This window comes from Deltaproteobacteria bacterium (genome assembly GCA_019912665.1).
Lineage (GTDB): Bacteria > Desulfobacterota > GWC2-55-46 > GWC2-55-46 > GWC2-55-46 > UBA5799.
This window is the reverse complement of sequence record JAIOIE010000032.1, coordinates 73,198-96,292: the sequence shown is the minus strand read 5'-3', so window position 1 is coordinate 96,292 and position 23,095 is coordinate 73,198. Positions and strand designations below refer to the sequence as shown.

General features: G+C 55.5%; 23 protein-coding genes. 5 read left to right on the top strand and 18 right to left on the bottom strand.

The window, feature by feature from the left end; genetic code table 11:
- Nucleotides 1-14 precede the first annotated feature (14 nt).
- Nucleotides 15-854, bottom strand: a complete 840-nt coding sequence (locus tag K8I01_13095; protein MBZ0221353.1) for a hypothetical protein — start codon at nucleotides 852-854, stop codon at nucleotides 15-17.
- Between the two features lie 199 nt (nucleotides 855-1,053).
- Here K8I01_13095 and gcvT point away from each other — a divergent pair, with 199 nt between their 5' ends.
- From gcvT to gcvPB, 4 genes are read left to right on the top strand one after another with little or no spacing between them, the layout of a single operon-like run.
- Nucleotides 1,054-2,151 carry a glycine cleavage system aminomethyltransferase GcvT gene (gene gcvT / locus K8I01_13090; protein MBZ0221352.1) on the top strand — a complete coding sequence of 366 codons (1,098 nt, stop codon included), beginning with the start codon at nucleotides 1,054-1,056 and terminating at the stop codon, nucleotides 2,149-2,151.
- A 38-nt stretch (nucleotides 2,152-2,189) separates the two neighbouring features.
- Complete coding sequence (gcvH, locus tag K8I01_13085; GenBank protein MBZ0221351.1) at nucleotides 2,190-2,576, top strand: glycine cleavage system protein GcvH; 387 nt, start codon at nucleotides 2,190-2,192, stop codon at nucleotides 2,574-2,576.
- A 6-nt stretch (nucleotides 2,577-2,582) separates the two neighbouring features.
- Nucleotides 2,583-3,926, top strand: a complete 1,344-nt coding sequence (gene gcvPA, locus K8I01_13080; GenBank protein MBZ0221350.1) for an aminomethyl-transferring glycine dehydrogenase subunit GcvPA — start codon at nucleotides 2,583-2,585, stop codon at nucleotides 3,924-3,926.
- 55 nt (nucleotides 3,927-3,981) lie between these two features.
- Nucleotides 3,982-5,457 carry an aminomethyl-transferring glycine dehydrogenase subunit GcvPB gene (gene gcvPB / locus K8I01_13075; protein MBZ0221349.1) on the top strand — a complete coding sequence of 492 codons (1,476 nt, stop codon included), beginning with the start codon at nucleotides 3,982-3,984 and terminating at the stop codon, nucleotides 5,455-5,457.
- A 95-nt stretch (nucleotides 5,458-5,552) separates the two neighbouring features.
- Here the strand turns inward: gcvPB and K8I01_13070 are convergent, their stop codons facing one another.
- The 4 genes from K8I01_13070 to K8I01_13055 all read right to left on the bottom strand — a co-directional run bounded on the left by K8I01_13070 (nucleotide 5,553) and on the right by K8I01_13055 (nucleotide 8,393).
- Nucleotides 5,553-5,891 (bottom strand): cupin domain-containing protein, encoded by a 339-nt coding sequence (locus K8I01_13070; protein MBZ0221348.1) that lies wholly within the window; start codon nucleotides 5,889-5,891, stop codon nucleotides 5,553-5,555.
- 185 nt (nucleotides 5,892-6,076) lie between these two features.
- Nucleotides 6,077-6,718 carry a TlpA family protein disulfide reductase gene (locus K8I01_13065; protein ID MBZ0221347.1) on the bottom strand — a complete coding sequence of 214 codons (642 nt, stop codon included), beginning with the start codon at nucleotides 6,716-6,718 and terminating at the stop codon, nucleotides 6,077-6,079.
- Nucleotides 6,719-6,737: 19 nt separating this feature from the next.
- Nucleotides 6,738-7,763, bottom strand: a complete 1,026-nt coding sequence (locus tag K8I01_13060) for a transporter (protein ID MBZ0221346.1) — start codon at nucleotides 7,761-7,763, stop codon at nucleotides 6,738-6,740.
- A gap of 228 nt (nucleotides 7,764-7,991) precedes the next feature.
- Entirely contained in the window at nucleotides 7,992-8,393 is a 402-nt protein-coding gene (locus tag K8I01_13055; protein MBZ0221345.1) for a hypothetical protein, read from the bottom strand.
- 222 nt (nucleotides 8,394-8,615) lie between these two features.
- Here K8I01_13055 and K8I01_13050 point away from each other — a divergent pair, with 222 nt between their 5' ends.
- Entirely contained in the window at nucleotides 8,616-9,128 is a 513-nt protein-coding gene (locus tag K8I01_13050) for a DUF2062 domain-containing protein (protein ID MBZ0221344.1), read from the top strand.
- 102 nt (nucleotides 9,129-9,230) lie between these two features.
- Here K8I01_13050 and K8I01_13045 read toward each other — a convergent pair whose 3' ends face one another.
- The 13 genes from K8I01_13045 to K8I01_12985 form a co-directional block, all read right to left on the bottom strand.
- On the bottom strand, nucleotides 9,231-10,772 hold the full coding sequence (locus tag K8I01_13045; GenBank protein MBZ0221343.1) for a sodium-dependent transporter: 1,542 nt from the start codon (nucleotides 10,770-10,772) through the stop codon (nucleotides 9,231-9,233).
- Nucleotides 10,773-10,885: 113 nt separating this feature from the next.
- Nucleotides 10,886-12,415 carry a mannose-1-phosphate guanylyltransferase/mannose-6-phosphate isomerase gene (locus K8I01_13040; protein ID MBZ0221342.1) on the bottom strand — a complete coding sequence of 510 codons (1,530 nt, stop codon included), beginning with the start codon at nucleotides 12,413-12,415 and terminating at the stop codon, nucleotides 10,886-10,888.
- Nucleotides 12,416-12,488: 73 nt separating this feature from the next.
- A complete protein-coding gene (locus K8I01_13035) occupies nucleotides 12,489-13,283 on the bottom strand; it encodes a glycosyltransferase (GenBank protein ID MBZ0221341.1) in 795 nt (264 codons plus the stop codon).
- Entirely contained in the window at nucleotides 13,280-14,413 is a 1,134-nt protein-coding gene (locus tag K8I01_13030; protein ID MBZ0221340.1) for a glycosyltransferase family 4 protein, read from the bottom strand. Before K8I01_13030 ends, K8I01_13035 begins: the two co-directional genes overlap by 4 nt.
- On the bottom strand, nucleotides 14,410-15,360 hold the full coding sequence (locus K8I01_13025) for a GDP-mannose 4,6-dehydratase (protein ID MBZ0221339.1): 951 nt from the start codon (nucleotides 15,358-15,360) through the stop codon (nucleotides 14,410-14,412). Before K8I01_13025 ends, K8I01_13030 begins: the two co-directional genes overlap by 4 nt.
- On the bottom strand, nucleotides 15,353-16,318 hold the full coding sequence (gene gmd / locus K8I01_13020; protein ID MBZ0221338.1) for a GDP-mannose 4,6-dehydratase: 966 nt from the start codon (nucleotides 16,316-16,318) through the stop codon (nucleotides 15,353-15,355). The genes K8I01_13025 and gmd overlap by 8 nt, the downstream gene beginning before the upstream one ends.
- A 272-nt stretch (nucleotides 16,319-16,590) precedes the next feature.
- On the bottom strand, nucleotides 16,591-17,007 hold the full coding sequence (locus K8I01_13015) for a helix-turn-helix domain containing protein (GenBank protein ID MBZ0221337.1): 417 nt from the start codon (nucleotides 17,005-17,007) through the stop codon (nucleotides 16,591-16,593).
- Nucleotides 17,008-17,030: 23 nt separating this feature from the next.
- Nucleotides 17,031-18,473, bottom strand: a complete 1,443-nt coding sequence (locus K8I01_13010) for a phosphomannomutase/phosphoglucomutase (GenBank protein ID MBZ0221336.1) — start codon at nucleotides 18,471-18,473, stop codon at nucleotides 17,031-17,033.
- A 60-nt stretch (nucleotides 18,474-18,533) separates the two neighbouring features.
- The gene (gene tadA, locus K8I01_13005; protein MBZ0221335.1) at nucleotides 18,534-19,019 is read right to left on the bottom strand and encodes a tRNA adenosine(34) deaminase TadA; all 486 of its coding nucleotides are present in this window, start codon (nucleotides 19,017-19,019) and stop codon (nucleotides 18,534-18,536) included.
- Nucleotides 19,020-19,229: 210 nt separating this feature from the next.
- The gene (locus K8I01_13000; protein ID MBZ0221334.1) at nucleotides 19,230-19,949 is read right to left on the bottom strand and encodes a phage Gp37/Gp68 family protein; all 720 of its coding nucleotides are present in this window, start codon (nucleotides 19,947-19,949) and stop codon (nucleotides 19,230-19,232) included.
- A gap of 11 nt (nucleotides 19,950-19,960) precedes the next feature.
- The gene (locus tag K8I01_12995; GenBank protein ID MBZ0221333.1) at nucleotides 19,961-20,791 is read right to left on the bottom strand and encodes a three-Cys-motif partner protein TcmP; all 831 of its coding nucleotides are present in this window, start codon (nucleotides 20,789-20,791) and stop codon (nucleotides 19,961-19,963) included.
- An 84-nt stretch (nucleotides 20,792-20,875) separates the two neighbouring features.
- The gene (locus tag K8I01_12990) at nucleotides 20,876-21,976 is read right to left on the bottom strand and encodes a hypothetical protein (GenBank protein ID MBZ0221332.1); all 1,101 of its coding nucleotides are present in this window, start codon (nucleotides 21,974-21,976) and stop codon (nucleotides 20,876-20,878) included.
- 202 nt (nucleotides 21,977-22,178) lie between these two features.
- Nucleotides 22,179-22,994 carry a type I restriction enzyme HsdR N-terminal domain-containing protein gene (locus tag K8I01_12985; protein ID MBZ0221331.1) on the bottom strand — a complete coding sequence of 272 codons (816 nt, stop codon included), beginning with the start codon at nucleotides 22,992-22,994 and terminating at the stop codon, nucleotides 22,179-22,181.
- Nucleotides 22,995-23,095 lie beyond the last annotated feature (101 nt).

Sequence of the window (23,095 nt, the reverse complement as noted above, 5' to 3'; positions counted from 1 at the left end):
TGTAACAGAAAACCTCAGAAAAGTGCCCTGGCCGCCCCGATTATGATGGTCGTGAACGCCGCCCCGCGAGGTAGCGGCGAGCGGACCACGAGCCTCCCTTTTTCAAGGCGGTCTTCAACTATATAGCCGAGCGCCAGGTCCCTTTGCGTATCGTCCCTCAAGGAGAGGAGTCTTCCTCCAAGGCCCTCACCATCTTCTTTCGTGAACCTCAAGCCTACTGAGCCGGTCTCTATTACAATCTCCCTCGCGTCCCTGAAATACTCCCTGAACCTCTTCGCCCTCCACTCAGCCCTTGTCGCCGCGCTCTTGGGGACTGCCCGGGGCGGCACCCGCACCCTTAAGACCCTGGGCCGGGACTGGAACCTGTACGCGTCCAGTATGTGCCCGAGCTCGTCTTCCCTTTCGATCCCGACGACCACGTCCGGGGAAAGGAGTTCGATCTTGTACTGCTTGTATATCCTCCCTATGCTTCCGGTCACAAGGCCCGAAGTGTCGATAATAATCCTTTCGCACCTTCTTAAGGCCTCGTCCATGAGGAGCTTCGCGCCTGTAAGGGACGGAACGAGGTTACCCGGAGGGCTCAAGGCCCCGGTAAAATAGAAGCCCTCGACCGCTATCTCCTCCCATCCCCTGAACCCGTTTTTCACCAGCCCCCACGCCATGGTCGCCGGAGGGCCTATGTGCGATTGCCCTGTGTCGAGGTCGAGCGCGCCCGCTTCGCCTTCCATTGAAAGGCGGTCAAAGATCCGGCCCGCCATCGCGGTCTTTCCCGTATCCGGGCCCCCGATGAGCAGTATGCTCCGGGTGTTGCCGGAGGAAACAGCTTTTATGATATCTCCCTCGGAGTAGGCCATGCGTGCCCCGGGCGCCCCGTTCGGGCGCCGTTAAGCGTATGATATCAGAAAAACCATGTTCGGCACGCGCACTCGAAATAGACGCGGAAAACTTCCGATTTTTTCTTTGACATTTTTCGACCTTTTGGTAATATTCAAACTGCCTTAATAATCCGGAGGTAATTTTCAAGGCTTTTTACGCCTGTTTCGCTCATTTCACCTGGTGCTTAAAAGAACCCCGTTATATGACACTCACGTTTCCCTGGGGGCCCGGATGGTCCCTTTCGCCGGCTGGGAAATGCCTGTACAGTACAGTGGAGTGAAAGAGGAACACCTCGCGGTGCGCTCCTCCTGCGGGCTTTTCGACGTAAGCCACATGGGCGAGATAGAGGTCTCGGGCGACAGGGCGATCGACCTCGTCCAGCTCCTTATAACAAACGACATAGAGCGCGTATCCGACGGGCAGTGCCAGTATGCGCTCCTTTGCAGGGATAACGGCGGCGCGGTGGACGACCTTATCGTCTACCGTTTCAATATCGACCGGTACCTCTTCGTGGTCAACGCATCCAACGCCGGGAAGGTCCTCGGCTGGATGAAGGAAGTCCAGGCAAGGGAAGACTTCTCGGACGTGGGGATAGAGGACCAGGGCGGGCAATACGCGCAGCTTGCGCTCCAGGGCCCGGCGGCGGTTGAGATTTTAAAGCCCCTCCTCGACACAGACCCGGCCGGGATAGGGCATTTCAGGTTCCACATGGGCCTCATCGGCGATGATGTCGAGGCCATTGTATCCAGGACAGGCTACACCGGCGCTGACGGGTTCGAGATATACCTTGCCCCGGAAGACGCCGAGGCGGCCTGGAAGGCTCTCATGGAGGCCGGGAGCACACACGGGCTCCGCCCTGCCGGGCTCGGGGCACGTGACACGCTCCGGCTTGAGATGGGTTATCCCCTCTACGGGCACGAGCTGGGAGAGGACATAACCCCGATAGAGGCGGGCCTCGCTAAATATGTAAGGTTCACCAAGGACTTCATCGGAAGGGACGTCCTTGAAAGGCAGGCCAGGGAAGGCACGGGAAGGACCCTCGTGGGCATAAGGATGCTCGAGCCCGGAGTTCCCAGGCAGGGCTATGAGATACACACCGGCGGAAAGAAAGTCGGTGAGGTTACAAGCGGGACCGTCTCCCCTTCCCTCAATATAGGAATAGCGATGGGCTTCGTATCCCCCGAGTCATCAAAGCCCGGGACCGAGGTCAGCATAGTAATAAGGGGGCGGGCCGCGAAAGCGGAGATAACCACCCTGCCGTTTTATAAAAAGTAGCGGCTAATACCCAAAAGCAGGAAAGGAGAAGCACCGTTATGGAGTTCCCGAAGGACCTTAAGTACACCAAGGAGCACGAATGGGTTAAGGTCGAAGGAAAGATAGCAACCATCGGAATAACCGACTACGCCCAGGACTCTCTTGGAGACGTGGTCTACGTGGAACTGCCGCCCGAGGGCGGCTCGGTCACGAAGCACGAGCCTTTCGGGGTGGTCGAGTCCGTAAAGGCGGTCTCGGACCTCTACTCGCCGGTCAGCGGCAGCGTAACCGAGGTGAACGACGCCATCATCGACAGCCCCGAGGCGATAAACGAAGACCCGTACGGGGACGCCTGGATGATAAAGGTCGAGATATCCGGCCAGAGCGAGCTTGACGACCTTCTTACCGCCGACGAGTACCAGAAGTTCATCGAGGAAGAGAAGTAAGCCGCTGTGCCCTACATCCCCCATACCGAAGAAGACATCGGAAAAATTCTTAAAGCAGCCGGCGCGTCCAGTATAGACGACGCGCTGTCGGCGCTTCCGGCAGGCTTACGCTCCAGGACGCCGCTCGAGATACCAGCGGGACTCTCGGAACAGGAGCTTTTTGGGCACCTCAAACGGCTCGGCTCAAAGAACTCGACGGTGGAGGATTATTCGAGCTTCCTCGGCGGCGGGGCATACAACCATTACATACCGGCCGTAGTAGACAGCCTCATATCAAGGTCCGAGTTCTACACATCCTACACGCCTTACCAGCCCGAGCTCTCCCAGGGCACGCTCCAGGCCATATTCGAGTACCAGACCTTCGTATGCCAGCTTACGGGAATGGACGTAAGCAACGCCTCCCTTTATGACGGGGCTACGGCAGTGGCCGAGGCCGCACTCATGGCAAGGAGGATAACCGGCAGAAACGGGGTCGTCCTTTCGGCCGCCCTGCACCCGGAGTACAGGGATACGGTCCGGACCTATCTCTCCGGGAGCGGCGACCACCTCTCGGAAGTAAGTTTTTGCACGGAGACGGGAACTACCCTCCCGGAAGCCGTTGAAAAGGCCACAGGCGACGATACTGCGTGCGTGGTCGTCCAGCACCCGAGCTTTTTCGGCTGCATAGAGGACGTGGAGGCGCTTGCGGAGATTGTCCACAGAAAAGGCGCCCTTTTGATAGTGGCCGTAAGCGAGGCCGTTTCCCTGGGTTTATTAAAATCTCCGGGCGAGATGGGCGCTGACATAGCGGTGGGCGAGAACCAGTCTTTCGGAAACCCGCTCTCCTACGGCGGCCCGTACCTGGGCTTCATGGCTACGAGGACCGGATTTGTCCGACAGATGCCGGGGCGCATTGTCGGCCAGACCGTAGATAAAAACGGCAAAAGGGCCTTCTGCCTCACCTTCTCCACGAGGGAGCAACACATAAGGAGGGAGCGGGCTACTTCAAATATCTGCACTAACCACGGCCTTTCAGCGCTAGCGGCTTCCATCCATTTGGCGGCCCTCGGCGGCGTGGGCCTTAAAAGGCTCGCGCACCTCAACCTTTCCAAGGCCGGATACCTTAAAAAGAAGCTCATCGAGGCCGGGGCAGAGGCCGCCTTCACCGGGCCCACCTTCAACGAGTTCACGATAAAAGTCAGAAAAGACCCTGAGGTGGTGCTTGCGAATCTCCTCCGGAAAAAGATCATCGGGGGAATTCCGCTCAAACGGTTCTATCCCGCGCTCGACCGCCATATCCTCGTGGCCGCGACAGAGATGAACTCGAAAGAGGAAATGGACAGGTTCGCCTCGGAGCTCAAGGGCGCATAGTTTTTTCAGGAAGGCTACTCCCCCTTCCTCCAATCTTTTTTTACAGGTTATTATAATGGAAGCCAACGGCACAAGAGGCCTCCTCCTTGAGGAGCCGCTGATATTCGAGAAATCATCGCCAGGCCGTACAGGCATAGGGCCGGCCCGTTCCGACGTCCCGGAGACCTCGCCTTCGGAAGCGATTCCGGGTAAGTTTCTCAGAAAAGACCTGGACGGCTTTCCCGACCTCTCGGAGATAGATGCGGTCCGCCATTATACGAGGCTATCGCAGTGGAACTTCGGCGTGGACTCGGGCTTCTATCCCCTCGGCTCGTGCACCATGAAATACAACCCCAAGATCAACGAGGCGGCCTGCCGCCTTCCGGGCTTCTCCCATATCCACCCGTACCAGCCTGAGGAGCTTACCCAGGGCGCGCTCGAGCTCATGCATTCGCTCGAAAGCTATCTTGCCGAGATTACCGGCATGGCGGCGATCACTCTCCAGCCTTCAGCGGGCGCTCATGGAGAGCTATGCGGCCTTCTCATGATGGCCGCCTACTTTAAATCAAAGGGAAAGCCGCGCACAAAAATAATAATCCCTGATACGGCCCACGGCACAAACCCCGCAAGCTCGCATCTCGCCGGCTTCAGGGTAGTGCCTGTAAAATCCGAAGGCAAGGGCGTCCTCTCGGTCGAGGCGGTGGCCGCAGTGATGGACGAAGAGACCGCCGGGCTAATGCTCACGAACCCCAACACCATCGGCCTCTTCGAGAGGAACATAAAGGAGATCGCCGAGATCGTCCATTCAAAGGGCGGCTTCGTCTACTGCGACGGCGCGAACATGAACGCGCTCATGGGGCTTACGAGATTAGGCGAGCTGGGCGTGGATGTTGTGCAGCTCAATCTCCACAAGACCTTTTCCACCCCGCACGGCGGCGGCGGCCCCGGAAGCGGTCCGGTCGGAGTAGGAAAGGCTCTGGAACCATTCCTGCCGGTTCCAAGGATAAAAAAGGAAGGCGACAGGTACAGCATCGACTTCGGAAGGCCTGATACCATAGGCAGGATGAAATCCTTCTACGGCAACTTTTCGATCATGGTCCGGGCATACGCATACATCAGGCGGATGGGTGGAGAGGGCTTGAAGCGCGCATCCATTGCCGCAATACTGAACGCCAATTATATAAAAGAGAGGCTTAAGGGCGCCTACCACCTCGCCTTTGACGAGCCCTGCATGCACGAATGCGTCTTCTCGGACCGGATCCAGCTCGGTAGCGGCGTGTCCACCATGGATATAGCGAAGCGCCTCATCGACTACGGCTACCACCCGCCGACCGTCTATTTCCCGCTGGTCGTCCCTGGCGCGATAATGGTAGAGCCCACGGAGACAGAGACAATAGAGACGCTCGATAGGTTCATCGATGTAATGAAAGCGATAGCAGAAGAGGCGAAGACGAACCCGGAGCTACTTAAGAACGCGCCTACAAGGACAAAAACCGCGCGGGTCGATGAGACGCGGGCGGCGAGGGAGCCGGTCCTGAGGTGGAAAAAGTAAAGCTTTTTGCCAAAAAATGAAAGGGCAGGGATAAAACCCTGCCCTTTTCTCATTCGTGCTAAAATAGCCCGGTCTTCTATGCCGGCTATCCGCGCCTATCCCCTCTTCTCGAAGCCCGCGGGCTGGCCGGTGGCCTGCGATACCACGAGCTGGGTCTTGGCCACTATTTTGTGCCACTCCCCTTTGGGCGCGAGCACAATGACGCCGGGCTTCAAGGCCGTGGTCGATTCCTTCCCGTTATCCAGGTAGTAGGTGCCCTCGCCCTCGTGGACGAAGAATATCTGGTCGCCGCCCGGGTGCCTGTGGTAGTCGAGCACCTGGCCGGGCTTGAAGTAATAGGTATCCTGCGCGAGCTGCTCGGTCTTTATGTAGGTGACCTTGTTTACCGCATCGTCCTTGAATTCCTTTTTAGCCGCCACGTCCGCTTGCTGCATGATCATACCTCCTGAGTTTTATCTCTTTTTTTTGAGTTTTAGGGCTGCCCTGAGGCAGCATACGTTGTAATTATACACAAAGGGATGGAGAGCGCAAGGAAAATTTTGGACTATTTAGGTCTTTTTTTACCTATTTCTCGCCGCAGAACTATTTCAGCAGATTTTCCACGCAGTTACGGAAGAAATTATCTCAGGTTCTTCTCGAGGAATTCCGCCGCAGCGGGGCTCCCGTAGTCCCTCGGCCCTGCAAGCACGCCCTCGATTTTTCCGCTCTTTCCGATTATCACCGACATTGGGATGACCCCCACCCTGTAGCTCTTTTTCGCCTCTCCGTACTGGTCGATGAGCATCGGAAAGCCGGCGGGGCTTTTTTCGAGGAATTCCATCACTCGCTTTTTCGAATCAATGGCGACGCCGAGGACGACCAATCCCCTGTCCCTGAAATCGGAGGCGAGCTTCGAGAGCGCGGGGAATTCTTCTCTGCACGGCTCGCACCAGCTCGCCCAGAAGTGGAGGAGGACTGTTTTGCCCTTGAACTCCGAAAGGCTTCGCTCAATGTCGTCCAGGTCCCTGAGCCTGAAATCCGGCGCAGGGCCGCTTTCACTCGAGGGCTGGACTATGAAGGGAAGGAGTATATGATTTCGATGCCGCTCGTCCGCATCGGCCCGATTCGGGGCGACTATCATGAAGACGAGCGCAAGGATTGCCAGGGATAGCGCGGCTACAAAGGCAGGATACTTCCGCGCGCGTTCTGCGCCCCTGGCGCGCCCCCCTTCACGGGGGGCGCGCGGCAGGGTTGAATCCTTGCAATCCAACATGTTTCTCATTCGGATTCGCCTCGACATCTCAGAAGACCCAAACGAGTATCGCGAAAAGCCTCCAGTCAATCACCTGCTGGAAGCCGTTGACCCTCTGGTATACAGGGACCTGGTACTTGAGCTCCGCGCTCCCGCCGGTCTTCGGTATCTTGGCCTGCACGGCAGGGGTTATGAAGACGGAATCTAGGCCGGTGAACTCGGGGTTGTCGGCCATGGAGGTAATAGGCCGCGAATACCTGCCCTCGTGGTCCCTGTCCCTTTCCGCGTGTATGCCGTTCAGCTCAAGGCCTACGTTGATATAATTTGAGGCCTGATATCTGGCGATGAGGTCGAGAGTGGTCTTGTCCCCGAACTCGTATCCGTTATTGCCCTCGGTCGTGAGCTGGTGAAAGAGGTTCGCCTGGAGGACGAGCGGGTAGAGCCCCCTCGTGTAGCTGAGGAGAAATAGAGGGTCCCATGACCCGCTACCGGGCTGCATCATCGCGTGCACCAGGTTCCCTGACGCGGTCCTCTCGCTTGTGGTCCCGGTCGGCGTCTTTACGCCGAGCCCCGCGACCAGCCTGTGCCCCGGCCTTATCGGCGCGTCGGTATAGAGCGTATAAAGGCCCATGAGGGATATGTCGCCGATGCCCGAGACCGTGTCCATGGTCATGTCCATCGTCATTCCCATCGCGCTACGCCTTCTCATGTCCATGTCGTTTATGATATAGGGGACCGATGCCATGAGCTGAAGGCGCTCGCTCACTGGTAGCACGCCGATAAGCGATATCTTCTGCATCCGCATCTCGGTCGGGACGCTGTATGGCTGGCCCATCTGCTGGTTCTCCGCAATCGCCTCGTCCGGGCTTACGCTCCTCGTCCCGTTCCTTATTGTCTCCATGTGCATGTACTCGTATGCGAGCGAGAGGCCGAAATTCTCGGCCAGGGTCACGCCCGATGAGGCCGCGCCTGCTATGCAGCACGAGAGGCCGCATTCGCCGGCCGCATGGGCCTGCCTGCCGCTAGAAACAGTTACTGCGACGATTAAAAGCAAAAAGAGGATACACTTCCTCATCTCGAATCTCCTGTGAACGGTTTTGGGCGCGCGGGCCTTTAGAAACCCATCGCCTTGCTGAAGCCGTAAGACACTCCATGCCCGTCAGGATGCAAAGCAACTCTTTTCGGAGTAAAGTAGTAACCCGGAAGAAGGATGCGCGAAGGTAAGGGCGCAATCGCTCAACCAAGCAACTTTCCGACACAGAGCCGCTCGCCCATGCTTAAAGGAAAATGGAATGCCTTGTAATCAGGATACGAGAGGGCTTTCGGGGGGTTCTTCGCTCGCGGCCGCGAACGTACCTGTGAAGAAAGAGCGGGTATAAATGACAGGCGCTATCAAATGGTCCGGCCCGGGCGCGAGCGCCTTACCGGCAAGGAAAGGCATATCAAGCGGGTTAAGGGCGACCATACCTGCTACGTCATTTCCCAGGTACCTTCCGCAACTTAAAGATTCAGGGGCATGGCCTTCATGCGACTCTGTGCTGCCGGTATGGCAGACCACGGTCTTGATGTCCTTTGCCATGACCGGGCACCTCTCCCCATGCCGGCAGTCCTCGCCCATGTGGAGGCAAACGCTCCCTGACAGGGGCGAGAGGGCCTGGAAAAGAAAGAACATGATGAGTAATGGCGCAAGACTTTTCACGGGCATATTATATCCGAACCAGGTTTTAAGGGCAATTTTTTGAAGACACGTCCTCTTTAACCCGAGGGGGCGTAAACGGCCTGAAAAAACGCCGGAACGGACGCTTTAATTTCAGAGCGCCTCCGATTAGTCTTGCGTAGCGCACTCATGATGGTTTATTCTGGTATTATAATAACTCTTATCTTATTAATATCATTACTATAACCAGAAACACCCCGGCCCCCCGGAATGAAAAAGGAAAAACCGAGAAACGGCTCCAAAAAGCGCCTCCTCTCACGGTTTAAAAGGAGGGCGAAACTCGTCTATTACAAAATACTCAGGCTCGAAGACCCGCCCGAGCGGATCGCAAGGGGAGCGGCTATCGGGGTGCTCATGGGGGTGCTCCCCACCTTCGGCCTTGGCACCATCCTTTCGCTTGCGGCGGCCTTCGCGCTCAAGGCAAACAAGGCGGCCGCCATCCTCGGAAGCCTTATCATGAACCCGCTTACAGCGCCCTTCTTCTGGATGCTGAGCGCCTTTGTGGGAAGCGTTCTGCTCCAGGAGAACTACTCTTCGATTTACGCGAACATCAAAAATAACGGCCTTGCTACCGGCGCAGGCTGGGCCTATGCCGTATTCCTCATCGGGAACGGCATAGTTTCCGTAATATGCACGGTGGGCTCGTATTACATCGTAAAGCACGCGGTCATAAGGCACCGGCGGAAAAAGGCAGAGAAGCTCAGGAGAAAAAGAGGGCACTGAGCTATTTCAGCCCCACGCTCCTTATGAGCTTGTAGAAGCAGAAGATCGTGAAGGCGGCCACAGTCCCCCACGAGAAAACAAGAAAAGCCCATCCTCCTGCCGTCATCTCCTCCTCCTTTTCCAGGCGACCCTTACAGAGACGACAAGGGCCGCCAAAAGCCCCGCCAGGAACGCCCTTGCCGCCCATACCCCAGCCTCGCTCCTCGCAAGCACCGAAGGGAGCTGCTCGTATGTCCAGGCCGCGAGTATGATTATGAGGAACATGGGCGTCACGTATTTCATCACGTAGAAGAAGAACCTCGGTATCCTTATGTGCGCCCCCCTTGTTATCTCGCCCCAGGCCTTTTCAGACCCGAATATCCAAAAGAATATCACGACCTCCATTAGCGCCAGGACCACGAGCCCGAATGTCCCTGCCCAGAAATCCATCTCGTCGAGCGCGCCGCTTACGAATATCGGCAGGTGAGCCGAGATGAAGAAAACGGCCCCGAGCACTATGACCGACTTCTTCCTCTCCCAGCCGAACTCGTCCTCGAAAAAGGCCATCATGGGCTGGGAGAGCGCTACCATGGAAGTAAGGCCGGCGAGGAAAAGAAGGAGGAACCAGATGAAGCCGAAGAACTGGCCGTAGCTCATGTAGGAGAAGACCGCGGGCATGCTCATGAAGCCGAGCTTGAAGGCGCCTCCCGAGGCTATCTCGGATGCGCCCTGCATCCCGAAGAAGATGACGGCAGAGGTGAGGGCGATGGTCGAGCCGAATATCACCTCCGCGAATGTATTGAGGCTCGCTGTGGAGAGGCCGTCTAGCGCGATGTCCTCGTCCCTTTTTACGTAACTCGCGTAGGTAAGTATGGCCCCCAAACCGAGGGACAGGGTGAAAAAGACCTGCCCGGCGGCCGCGAGCCAGACCTTGGCGCTCTTAAGGCCGCTTAAGTCCGGCTCCCAGAGAAAAGCAAGCCCTTCCCTGATCGTGAATGACGGGTCCGTCGGCGAGCTCAAGGTAAACACCTTGATAAAGAGCACAAGCGCCATTATGAAGAGGGCCGGTATGGCTATCTTGTTAAGCGCCTCTATGCCGCCGGAAACACCCCTGCCGAGTATCCAGAGCCCCAGGAAAAGAGTGCCGAGGAAAAAGGCGTAAGCCACAGGCCCGGGCGTAAGTATGTCGCCGCCCCCTGAGGCGCCGATATAATCATAGAGGAACGCCTGGTAAGGCTTCAGGTACTCGGAAGCCGAAGCCGCTTCCGCCAGGCTGTCGGTACCGGGGAAGCTACCCATTAAGGAGAAGATGCCGAAGGCGAGGGTCCAGGAGCAGATGTATGTGTAATAGATGACCACCACGAGCGGCAGGAAGACCCCGAGTATGCCGGCGTACTTTGCGGCCCTGTTCTTCCAGAGCTCATCGAACATGCCCGGCGCGGTGCCGTGTCCCCTTGAGCCGCCGTACCGGCCTATGCCCCATTCTATCCACATGAGGGGTATGCCAAGCACGAGGAGCGATATGAAATACGGTATCATGAACGCCCCGCCGCCGTTCTCAGCGGCCTGGACGGGGAACCTAAGGAAGTTCCCGAGGCCGATGGCATTCCCGGCCATCGCAAGTATAAGCCCTATCCTTGTGCCCCATTGTTCGCGCGTCCTCATCTTTTCTACGCCCCGCAAAATGTAATTCGGCCCTGCGTAGACCAGCGCCGAGCTGAAACTCCTGAACCGTAAAGCGCACGTGAAGGACTAAGCCCGCCCCAGCTTCTGAGGCGTCACTTCCTCTGGAAGTCGTCCTCGAATCGCACGATGTCCTCTTCCTCGACGTACTCGCCGTTTTGCACCTCGATTATCTCAAGGGGCACGTCGGTCGCGTTCTCGAGCCTGTGCTTTACGCCCCTGGGTATATAGGTGGACTGGTTGATCACGATATCCACCACCTCCTCGCCCCTCTGGACCCTTGCGGTCCCGGAGATTACGACCCAGTGCTCGCTCCTGTGGTGGTGGAGCTGGAGGGAAAGCCTCCTCCTGGGCTCGACCCTTATCCTCTTTATCTTGTAGCCCTCCCCGGTCTCGAGGAGGGTATAGGAGCCCCAGGGCCTCTCGACGGTCCTGTGTATCTCGTGCTCCGTGTAGCCCTTTTTCTTCAGGACCGAGACGACCTCCTTGACCTCCTGGGCGCGGTCGCGGGGGCAGACGAGAGTCGCGTCCGGCGTATCCACCAGTATCATATCCTTGAGCCCGATCGTGGCCACGGCCCTGTCAGAGCCGAGTATTATGGAGTTCTTGGAGCCGATGTCCACGACCCTGCCGCGGACGATATTGCCGTCCGAGTCTGGCTTAAGGACCGCGTTAAAGGAGCTCCAGCTGCCCATGTCCGACCACGGGAAACTCGCGGGTATCATGACCACGTCCTCCGCCTTTTCGAGTATGCCGTGGTCTATGGATATATCCTTTATCGACTGGTATGCGGCGATGAGGCTTTCGGTGTCTTTGCACGCGGATAGGGCCTCGAAGGTCTCGGGCAGGTGCTTCCTTACCTCCTCGAGTATCCTCTCGGCCTTCCAGAGGAAGATGCCGGAGTTCCAGTAATAGCCGCCCTCCTTTAGATACCGCCTGGCCCTTCTTATATCCGGCTTCTCGACGAACTTCTCAACACTCCGCATGCTGAAGCCGGATATCTTCTTTACCGCCCTCGGGAGCGCCTTTATGTAGCCATAGCCCGTCTCCGGGTGCGTTGGCACTATGCCGAAGGTCACGAGGCGGCCTTCCCGGGCGGCCTGAAGGGCCGCCTTCATTGCGGTCCTGAAGGACTTGCCGTCCTCTATGACGTGGTCGGCGGGCAGGACCGCCATCACCGCGCCGGGGTCTTTCCTGTATAGCTCGAAGGCCGCCAGCGCTATGGCTGCGGCCGTGTTCCTGCCCATAGGCTCTATTACGTAGCCGGGGTCCACGGCCTTGCCGTCATAGGAGAGGTGCAGCCTTATTATCTCGGCCTGCCTCGCGTTTGTGACGATAAGCACCCTCTCGGATGGCACGAGCGGGCTAAGCCTCTTTATGGTCGACTTAAGGAGGCTTTCGTCGCCTGCGACCTTAAGGAGCTGCTTCGGGGTGGTTTCGCGGCTCAAGGGCCAGAACCTGCTCCCTATGCCTCCGGCCAGTATTGCGGCATAGAGCTTGCCTTTTGAAGCGGGCCTTCTCCTCACGCCGGCCCCCTCGGCAAGCGCCTTCTTAAGGGGCTTCACTCGCCCTGCCGTGATTGCGCCCGAGAGGGCAGCCTTGCTCCCTGAACCGTTCCGCGACATGGCTCTTCCTTTCCCCGGACCTCCGATTCCGTCACGCGGAGGGCCGCGATGGGTTACTCACAACTGGATCGAATCAAAAGACCTTCCGCCTTGCGGCCGCGTCAAGGGCCGTGTAGGCGGCGCGTATCCCCAGGTAGCTCAGGTAATGGAGGCCGGTCAGGAATACGGAATCCGTATACTTCCTTGCGACCTCAAGCTCCTCCCTGAAGGTGCGGTGAAACGAGCTCGAAGTTTTCGAGCCGGGATGCACCCTGAACGAGGCAAGGCGGTCGTCGATAAACCCCGGCGGGTATTTCCGCCCCAGCCTCAGCCAGAACTCGTAGTCCATCACCCTGTGCTGCGACTCGTCGAATAGGCCGAGCTCGCCGAAGGCCTCCCTCCTTATGAAGGTGGCCGGCTGCGAGACGAAGTTCGTGACAAGGAGTATATTATAGCCGTACCGCCGAAGCAAAAAGTTCTTGTACGAGGTTATGTAGCGCCTCGTCTCCCTGCCCTCCGCGTCTATTATCCCGCACCTCCCTGTCAGCCATAGGCAGTCCGGGTGCGCCTGGAAGTATTGGGCGGCCTTTTTGAGGGCCCCGGGCTCATAGAGGTCGTCCGAGTTCAGGTAAGCGATTATGTCGCCGGTCGCCCTCCTGATGCCCTTGTTTATGGCGTCAGACTGGCCGCGGTCGCGCTCCGAGACCCAGGCGAGCCGCCCATCATACCTTTTAAGCACCTCCAGCGTCCCGTCATTCGAGCCGCCGTCGATTACAAGGTATTCGAGATCCGGGTATTCCTGGACGAGTACGCTTTCTATTGTCTCTGCGATGAAGCCACCCTGGTTGTATGATGGCGTTATAACGGTTATTCTCGGAGGGTTCCTCATTGCCTTAGCCCCGCGGCAGAGCCTGATATGGCCTGGAAGGTCTCTTCCGCAGTGCGCTCCCAGCTGAACCCGGCGGAGCGCTTGAGGCCTTCCGTGACGAGCCTTTCCCTCAATGCCGGGTCCTCGAGCACCCGGAGCATCCCGTGCGCTATGCTCTCTACGCTCAAGGGGTCGACGAAAAGCGCCGCGTCTCCAGCGACCTCGTCAAGGGGTTCTATTCCGGAGCAGACGACCGGAACGCCCGATGCCATGGCCTCGAGGACAGGTATGCCGAAGCCCTCGTGGAGCGACGGGAAGACGAAGAGGCCGGCGGCCGAGTATACCAGAGGTATGTCCTCGTAAGGGAGCCATCCCAGGAATATGATATCCTCCTCGAGGCCGAGCTCGCTTATCTTGCTCCTTATACCCTCGTGCCCGTAGTCCCTCGCGCCGATGAGGACGAGCTTAAGGTCCGGCCTGCTTATCTTTACGAGCTTGAACGCCTTGAGGAGCCGCTCATAGTTCTTGTGCGGAAGCGACGAGGCGATATAGAGGACGAAGCCCGGCGGGAGCCCGTATTTCCTCCTTACGGCCGCGGCCTCCTCCGGCGGTCTCTTCCTGAAAATCGATTTCTCCGAGGCAAGGTGCGTGACCGTGACCTTACCGGGATTCATGGAGTAGAATTTCACTATGTCCCTCTTGGACTTCTCCGAGAGCGTGAGGACCGCGTGAGCGCTCTTCGCGCTCATGTAGATTATGGATTTGAGGAAGAGGAGGTACCACCTGTTGAAGTTCCCCGGCTGGTTCACGTGCTGCAGGTCGTATACCATGAGAAAGGACGGGACCGGGGAGAAAAAGGGGGCCGTCATGCCGGCTGAAAAGAGCGCGTCGAGCCTGTCCCTCTTAGCGAGGAAGGGCAGCACCGCCTGCTCGTATGCTATCCTCATGGGGCGGTTCGAGGCCCTTACTTTGCAATGCACCACTTTAATGCCGCCTTCGCCCAGGAGCCCCGCGGATTCCCTGTTGACATAAAGCAGGAACTCGTGGCCCGGCGCGACGCGCGGGAGCCACTTGATGATGTTCCTCAGGTACACCTCGCTACCGCCCACCCTTCCGGGCAGGAGATAAAGCGCGTTTATGCCGACCCTCATCTCAGAACCGCGCCCCTCCAGTACTCGAGTATCGATTCGAGGCTTTCCCTGAGCGTGTACTTCGGCACCCAGCCGAGCGCCTTTATCTTCGCCGCATCGCCGTATATGGCAGCGGTCTCGGTGTGCCTCCGCCTCGAGGGGTCCTCCTTTATGACTATCTTCTCCGTGGAGAAGGATATGAGCGTCTCGGCTATCTCCCTTATGCTCGTGGCCCTGCCTGAGCAGACGTTATAGGCCTCTCCGAAGCTACCCTTCTCGACAAGTAGCTCGTAGGCCGCGACCACGTCCCTTACGTCAAGGAAGTCCTTCGCGGTCCTCAGATTTCCCACTTTGAGGGCCTTCTCTTCCCTTATCCCGGCCTCTATCTCGGCTATCTGCCTGGCAAACTCGGAAGTGACGAAGCTGTCGGACTGGCGCGGCCCGAAGTGGTTGAAGGGGCGCGCCCTCACGGCCTTGAGGCCCCGGCTCCTCCAGTACTGGAATGCGAGGAGGTCCTGCGTCACCTTGCTCACTGCATAGGGGTTCAGGGGCTTAAGCTCGGCTTTTTCAGGGACCGGCAGAAAATCCGCGGCAGCGTCCCCGTACTCGTCACCCGAGCCTATATTGAGGACCACGGCCTCGGGAACATGCTTGAGGACCGCCTCGAAGACGTTCAGGGTCGAGAAGATGTTCGTCTTGAGGGTCTCTTCAGGGTGGTTGAACGAAAAGGAGGGTATGGATTGGGCCGCGAGATGGAATACGATGTCGGGCCTCAGGCGCTCTATCGCCGCCTCGACCGCCGCCCGCTCGGTAAGGTCGCACGGGACAAGGTTCAAGCCCTTTATCCCGGAGAGGTTCGCCGTGTTGTCGTCTATCCGCGTGCCACAGACCTCGAACCTCGAGGCGAGCCTTTCAGCCAGATGCGACCCTACGAACCCGGCTATCCCGGTTATGAGTACCTTACGCACACTTGAGCCTCTCTATATCGGCGTCCACCATCATGCGGACGAGCTCCTCGAACGAGACCCTGGGCTTCCAGCCGAGGACCGCCTTGGCCTTTGCGGGGTCGCCAACGAGGAGCTCGACCTCTGCGGGTCTGAAAAAGGCGGGGTCTATAACGACGTGCTTTTTCCAGTCGAGCCCGGCGCGGTCGAACGCGAGCTCCACGAACTCGCGGACCGTGTGCGTGTCGCCCGTTGCCACTACGTAGTCGTCTGGCGCGCCCTGCTGTAGCATCATCCACATCGATTCCACGTAGTCTCCGGCAAAGCCCCAGTCGCGCTTGGCATCGAGGTTTCCGAGGCGAAGTTCGGTCGCAAGCCCGAGCTTTATCCTTGCCGCCCCGTTGGTTATCTTTCTCGTCACGAACTCGAGCCCCCTTCTCGGCGACTCGTGGTTGAAGAGTATCCCGGAGCAGGCGAATATGTCGTAGCTCTCGCGATAATTCACGGTTATATAGTGCCCGTAGACCTTCGCGACACCATAGGGGCTCCTTGGATGGAAGGGCGTAAGCTCGTTCTGGGGGACCTCCCTCACCTTGCCGAACATCTCGCTCGAAGAGGCCTGGTAGAACCTAGTATCCGGCTTTATCCGCCTTATTGCCTCGAGGACCCTCGTAGTGCCGAGTCCGGTAAATTCTCCGGTAAGCGTCGGCTGGTTCCATGAGGTCGGCACGAAGGACTGCGCCGCGAGATTATAGATCTCGTCGGGCATTATCCCCTTAACGGCTTCGTCAAGCGAGGACTGGTCCATCAGGTCGCCCTGCACGAGGCGGACTTTCTCCCTTATATGCTCTATCCTCTCGAACTTGTCGATACTGGACCGGCGGACCATGCCGTATACCTCGTACCCTTTTGAGAGGAGGAACTCCGCAAGATACGAGCCGTCCTGTCCGGTAATACCCGTTATCAAAGCTTTCTTTGCCATCCGACCCTTCGAGCCCCTTTCCCGATTGATTGAAGCCCCGGAGCAAAATTTATGGAAAATACAATCATACCACTCCATGCCCGGGTTTTCACCAGCAAAAAACCTTAGTTGGGCCTTGGCCTGATTGTATGTTCACGAAATGAACGATACCACGACCAAGGAACTCGCGTCAAGAGAGAACAACTTGTTTTCCGGAACAAAACCGAAGAGATATGTAGCCGGGTCCGGCCGATGAATTGCAGAGGTTTTGAAAAAAGGACCCTCGATAGGGACTATTCCTTGTCAGATGCTTTCAAGACCGTGTCTATGGCCGACTTTATGGCCCTCGAATGGGACTCATCCGGGCTTCGGAGGACCTTGAGGAGTTTCATTATATAGGCGGCCTCTTCCGCCTCGGGCGAGCCAACGTTCGCGGCCTGCCCCTTAAGGGAGTAAAGGGCCGGGCTTTCGCCTGCCAAAGGGGCTTTTCCGGGCTTGAAGACCTCGCCTCTGCCGCTTATAAGCCAGTCGAGGCCCACGCCGAACCTCTCGGAAAATGCAAGCACAAGCCCTGAGGGCATCTCTCCGCGCTTCTTGTAATTGGAAAGCGCCTGCGGGGTGACCTCCAGGGCCCGCGCAACGGCAGAGTCGTTCTTAAGGCGCGCAGCCCACTTCATCCTCTCTATCACATCCGCGTAGTTTACGCCCATCTTCAGTCCTTATGCGCCCGTACTTATGCCTCAAGCTCTACTCTGCCGTCCGGCATTTCGGCCTCGAGCCGCTCCTTTATGAAGGCCTTTGCCTTATCGAGCTTCTCCTGATCCGTTGCCTCGAACCTCAAGACCAGCACAGGCTGGGTGTTCGAGGCCCTTACAAGGGCCCAGCCGCCCTCGAAGTTCACCCTTAAGCCGTCTATCTTGATAATGTCCTTTACCCGGAAATCGTCCGAACCCCGGCCGATGGCCTTTTCGAGCTTTTCGATTATCAGGAACTTGAGCTCGTCAGGGCAGTCTATCCTTATCTCCGGGGTGACTACCGTCTCCGGAAGCCCCGCGAGCATGGAGGAGAAACGGAATGCGGGGTTTGCGGCCCTTTCCCTTGCGGCTATCTCGGCCACCCTGCAGGAAGCGTAGATGGCGTCGTCGAAGCCGAACCACCTGTCCGCGAAAAAGATGTGGCCGCTCATCTCGCCGGCCATGGCCGCGCCGAGCTCCTTCATCTTGGCCTTTATGAGCGAGTGCCCGGTCTTCCACATGACAGGCTTGCCGCCCATACGGGCTATCTCGTCGTACATGACCTGGGAGCACTTGACCTCGCCCACGATGGTAGCGCCGGGCTTTTCCTTGAGGATGGATTGCGAGAGGACCACCATGAGCTTATCGCCCCAGATGACCGAGCCCTTTTCGTCGACCATGCCTATCCTGTCCGCGTCGCCGTCGTAGGCGACCCCGAACTCGGCCCCGGTCCTCCTTATCGTCTCGATAAGGTCGAGGAGGTTATCCATTACGGTCGGGTCCGGGTGGTGGTTGGGAAAAGAGCCGTCAGGCTCGCTATAGAGCTCGATCACGTCGAAGCCGAGCCTCTTAAGGAGCTTCGGGGCGACCGGGCCCGCGGTGCCGTTCCCTGAGTCGAGGACTATCCTCATGCGTTTGGGGAGCTCCGGTATATTGAAGGAGCCCGCGACGTACTCTATATAGCTCGGGATTATGTCATGGACCTCGACTATGCCGGGAACAGTCTCAACCGGCGGCTTTCCGAGGACCTCTTCCTTTATTATCTTCTTCATGGCCTGAATCTCTGAGCCGTGTATGGTCTCTTTTCCGACGCTCACCTTGAAGCCGTTATACTCCGGGGGGTTGTGGCTTCCGGTTATCATTATCCCGCCGCCCACATTGAGCGTATGCATGGAGAAATACTGAAGCGGCGTGGGGCACTCGCCTATGTCGATGACGTTTACGCCGCTCTGCGTAAGTCCCCTTACAAGGGCGTCCCGTATGGGTTTGGAGCTCGTCCTTACGTCCCTTCCGACTGTAATTCTAAAGTCCGGGCCTATCTTCGCGCCCCGCCTTTGGGCGTAAATGGCATACGCCCTGCCCAGTAGCTCCGCGACCTCGGCCGTAAGGTCCTTCCCCCATGTGCCTCTTATGTCGTACTCCCTGAATATCGCGTCAGAAATGCTCATCGATATAACCCCCGGTTTATTTGAACAGGGAAAGGCGGTCCGCCGGACCCCGCTTTAAGCGATCCCCTTCCTGGAGCGCTTCTCCTGCCTTAGCTTCCTGAAAAAAGACTTTAAGACCTCTTCGGATTCAGAGGCGAGCACCCCTCCGGTCACATGGACCCTGTGGTTCAGCCGCGTATCCGTTGGGATATCGTAGAGCGAGCCTGAAGCGCCCGCCTTGGGGTCAAGCGGGCCGAATACGAGCCTCGGTATCCGGGCGAGCACAATGGCCCCCATGCACATGAGGCAGGGCTCGAGCGTGACGTACATGGTCGCGCCGGATAGCCTCCAGGTCTTGAGCTTCCTTGCCGCGCTCCTTATCGCCAGAAGCTCGGCATGCGCGGACGGGTCGGCCTTCGTCTCCCTCAGGTTGTGAGCCCTGGCTATGACGCGCCCCTCGCGGACGATGATTGCGCCCACCGGGACCTCTCCCTTAAGGGCAGCCTTATGGGCCTCCCTGAGGGCCTTTGCCATGAAGGCCTCGTCCAGCTTTATGCTCAAAACACCTATCCTCTTACCTGCGAAAGAGTAAAAGGTACATTAAATATGAGGTGTTGTCAACCGGGACACTGAGTGTAGGGGGTTGAGATAAGTAAGTATATAAAATTGCGATAATTAGGCTCGCGGATGGTTTACGAATGCTTAACTGTAGGGGGCTGGTTGATTAGGTCAAACAGGGTTTAATAAGAATCCGGGCAGAAATTAATGGCTTTACAGGCCGACTACGGTAGGCATTTCATCCCAGGTCCGCCCTTCAAGCTGTCGGCCTGTTTTCTTTTTCCAAATGCCACCCCACTGTTTAAAAAAGAAAGGAACACCCATTTTCTGGCATTTATCACGAACATTAATAACCCAGGACGGGTCAATATATCGAGCCCCTGGCCCTGACTCCCCCCCCGCGATAACCCAGTCTATACCTTTCAGATTCAGGCGTTTTACCGGGCCGAGTAGTGGCTCGACGGAGAGAAACTTTACGTGAGCAGACGTTTGGCGAAGGTGATTCGCTCGATAAATATAATCCTCGTTTTCAATGCTAACTCCCATCCATATATGAGATGCCCATGGTAATCGAGGGGCGAGCTGCGCCAAGCGGTCTGATCTTTTCGTGAGGACCTGATAGATATGCCAATCGGCGCGCTTCATTACATCGAAAACGGAGAGAATAAAGTTATCGCTTACACTTTTATGGAAAAGGTCTCCCATAGAATTAACGAAAATAAGTTGCGGCTTTCTCCATTTAAGAGGGTAATCGAGAACATGCTCGTGCATAGAAACGGTGAATCCTTTGGAGTAGTTGAGCTGACCCATAGCCTGAAGACGCTTGGCCATGCGCTCGGCATAGCAGTTTTTACAACCGGGACTTATTTTGGAACACCCTGTAACAGGGTTCCAAGTAGATTCGGTCCATTCTATCGAAGAATTAACTGCCATTGGAATCGGGTCTATTTACGATATTTATTGAAAATATAGCTTGCGATCTTTTCGCCAGTGCTGTTTTGCGAGGCGAAAAACAGGTAATATACTACGGCGTTATTCGAGTTTTTCATTGCAAGGGGCTTGGGAACGTATTTAAAACCCGCCACTTTCTTGAGTCGTTGCCGGAAAGCGTCAGCAATGGTTTCGTTATCGGCCTTTTCCTCAAACCCAAATAAGTTTCCATCAGTAGTATACGCTATTTTTCTCCAAGAGTCATCCCCCCAGAAGGCATTCATGCGCTCTATATCCGCCGGGTCGACGCCCTCTGGGTTTTTCCATAACACATTACGATTCATATCGGCAACAGGGAAGTTTAAGAATATCTCTACGCTTTGCATTTCTCCCGCCCTGGCTATTACCTCCCAGTTAAGATGAAGGCCATAGGGATCCAGGAGGCAAAGGCCCCGGCGATAATCTTCATATCGGACTTTGGGAAAAACGTCCTTCAGCAGAACCGCATTGCAATCTCCTTCAGAGATAAAGACATCCGCCCGGTGACCGACCGTTTTCTTCAATGCCGCGACTTTCTCACCATCAAGGTCTATGAAGTGATATTCACGGAAAGGAGGGACGACGTTAAGAGCCAGCACGGGGCTTCCATCTACGAGCTCTCCAGTGGTTCTCGAAACATGCATACCTCGACCAGAAAAAGCGTCTATATAAACGTGGTGAAAATTCACCTTCTCCTGGGCAGCCAGAATTTTGGAGAATTCTTCGGCATAGCGCCTTACGATATCGAGCTTAATTTCTGACCAGTGCCCGATTTCGTCGAATTTAATTCGAGAAGTTTTTCCCAATATGCACCTGTTTAATAGATATATTTGGGGTAAAAATGCGAACACTCATTCTAAAGAATGGTTGCCTCACAAGGTTTTTTCCACTTAAGATTTTTCAAGGAGATTCACAGGATTTTTAGCTTTTACCGGAAGTCTTATCGTGACAGTGGTACCTCCAGGTCTTGAATTGATTTTGAGAGTGCCGTTATGTTCTTTTATTGCTCCAATTGATACGGTAAGGCCGAGCCCCTCATGAAAAGTTTTTGTCGTGAAGAACGGGTTTGGTGCACGAGCCAGTGTCTCTTGAGACATACCAATGCCCTCATCAATTATTTTAATCACAACCTGCTCGGCATCTTTATCATATTCGGTGATTACTCGTACTCCCTTATTTTTATCTGTGAGCGATTCTAATGCATTCATAATGAGATTAATAACGACCTGCTCTAATTTCAATAAATGTCCAGATAGAAATGGAATATCCTCTCCATAATGCACTTGAAAATTTTCGGTATACTTACTTATCTGACCACTTAATAGGTCCACGCACTGCCTCACAATTATATTTACGTCTAACGAGTTTTCCAGTCCTCCTTGAGCAACTTCTTTCAATTTTTCTATAGTTTTTAACAGAGCATTATATTTTGTTTTGACGGTTTCTTTTTCTTGAATTTCTGATCTTAACGATTCGATAGAATCCCTGATTTTATAGAGCTCTAATTCAAGCTTTGAAATCACTGGTCTTTCGGGAATATCTTGAATGTCTAGGAAAATTGGAAGCACGGACTCAAGCGGTGAATTTAAAATAGTTCTAATTGAAGAGGTAATGGCAAGCTGTAATTTTTCTCCCCAATTTGGAATATTTTTATCATAAACTATGTGCCTCAATGCTTTAAGATCGAATGGGATATCTTCGGCAGATTCAGTGATGAGAATAGCCTGCTTACCTATAGCATGTGCAAGGCCAAGCTCGTAAAGAACGTTTGGATTTCTTTCAGTCAGATCGGCAAGGACAATTTTTGCTTGCTTAGTAAATTTCCATATATCATCAATGATTCTCCCGGAAGAATATATCTCGTCTGCTCTCTTAGGTATAAGGTCGGCATTTATGATGGCTGGTTTATAAAGCACCTCGTAATAAAGATCATAATGTCCTCCAAAAGGCATAATCACGAAACACAATGGTTTTTCTGACTCTTCAGCCATTTCGATTCCAACCCCTTTTTGTGAAACCCTGATTTAATTTTTATATGCAATAAAAATTAAATGTCTCTTCTTAAAAAACCACAGCAGTGATTTATTTTTTCCAGGCAGTTTTTCATATGCTTCGGGACTTCCGAAAAAAACTTTTCACATTTGGCTCGGTCGAATGGTGGCCGATGAAGCTATCGGTGATCCAGCCTATATACTACACCTTAGATAAACTCCCTCCCTTTTCAGCGCACTCTGCTTCTGTTGCTGCTGTCGATTCAGGTAGCGGGCTTGTCGCAAACCCTGTCACCGCAGGCTGTTCCTCCTGTTGCTTCCTCTGCCGAGTTGCCTTACGTTGCCTCTTTACCTTTACAGCTCCTATGTCTTTCCAGACTTCGGCCGAAAGCATTTGTTTGATGCTGGCTACCAAGTCCTCCTCATCCACTGTTATCCCGGTCATCTTTTTGAGATGTCCGCGGATCATCCTGAGAGTATTTTCCTGAAACACAGCTTGGATAACGCTTTTGGGAGACAATACCTTTATTTTGGCGTAAAAGTCTTCATGCTCGCCTTTGAGAACGCATTTTTTGTGAAGAAGAGATATTTTTGAGGATGCGTCTTTTAAATCCCCGGCCAGTATATCTGCGGAAAGGATGAGGTCGCTCTGAATGCCATCGTCAAAAGTCAAATGATACAGCTGCCAAGACCTTCCGTTCGTAAGCGCCACCCATGATACGCCTGCGTTTGCCGCATAATTACTTGCCTGCTCGATGTGCTTTTCCCTCAACTCAATGCCCGCCTGCTTGATCTCAATAAAAAAAGCGACCTTGCCATTCAGCTTGATCGCGTAGTCCACGAACCGGTCCTTAACTGTATGTTCCTTTGTTATATCCTGAAATACATCATAGCCGAGAACCTCCTCAAGGAATTTCCCGACCCTTAGAGATGTTTCAGCTTCGTTGATATTCTGTTCATAGGCTTGTTGGAAGATCGGGACATATTTCTTCAGGCCGCGAGAGATGTCTACAGGCATAGTGACCTCCGGTTTATAATCGATTTTGGGTTTTTATTCCAGAATCAGCACGGGTTCCCTGGTCTCGAAGCAATAAAGCTGTCTGCGGCCGGATCTCAGAA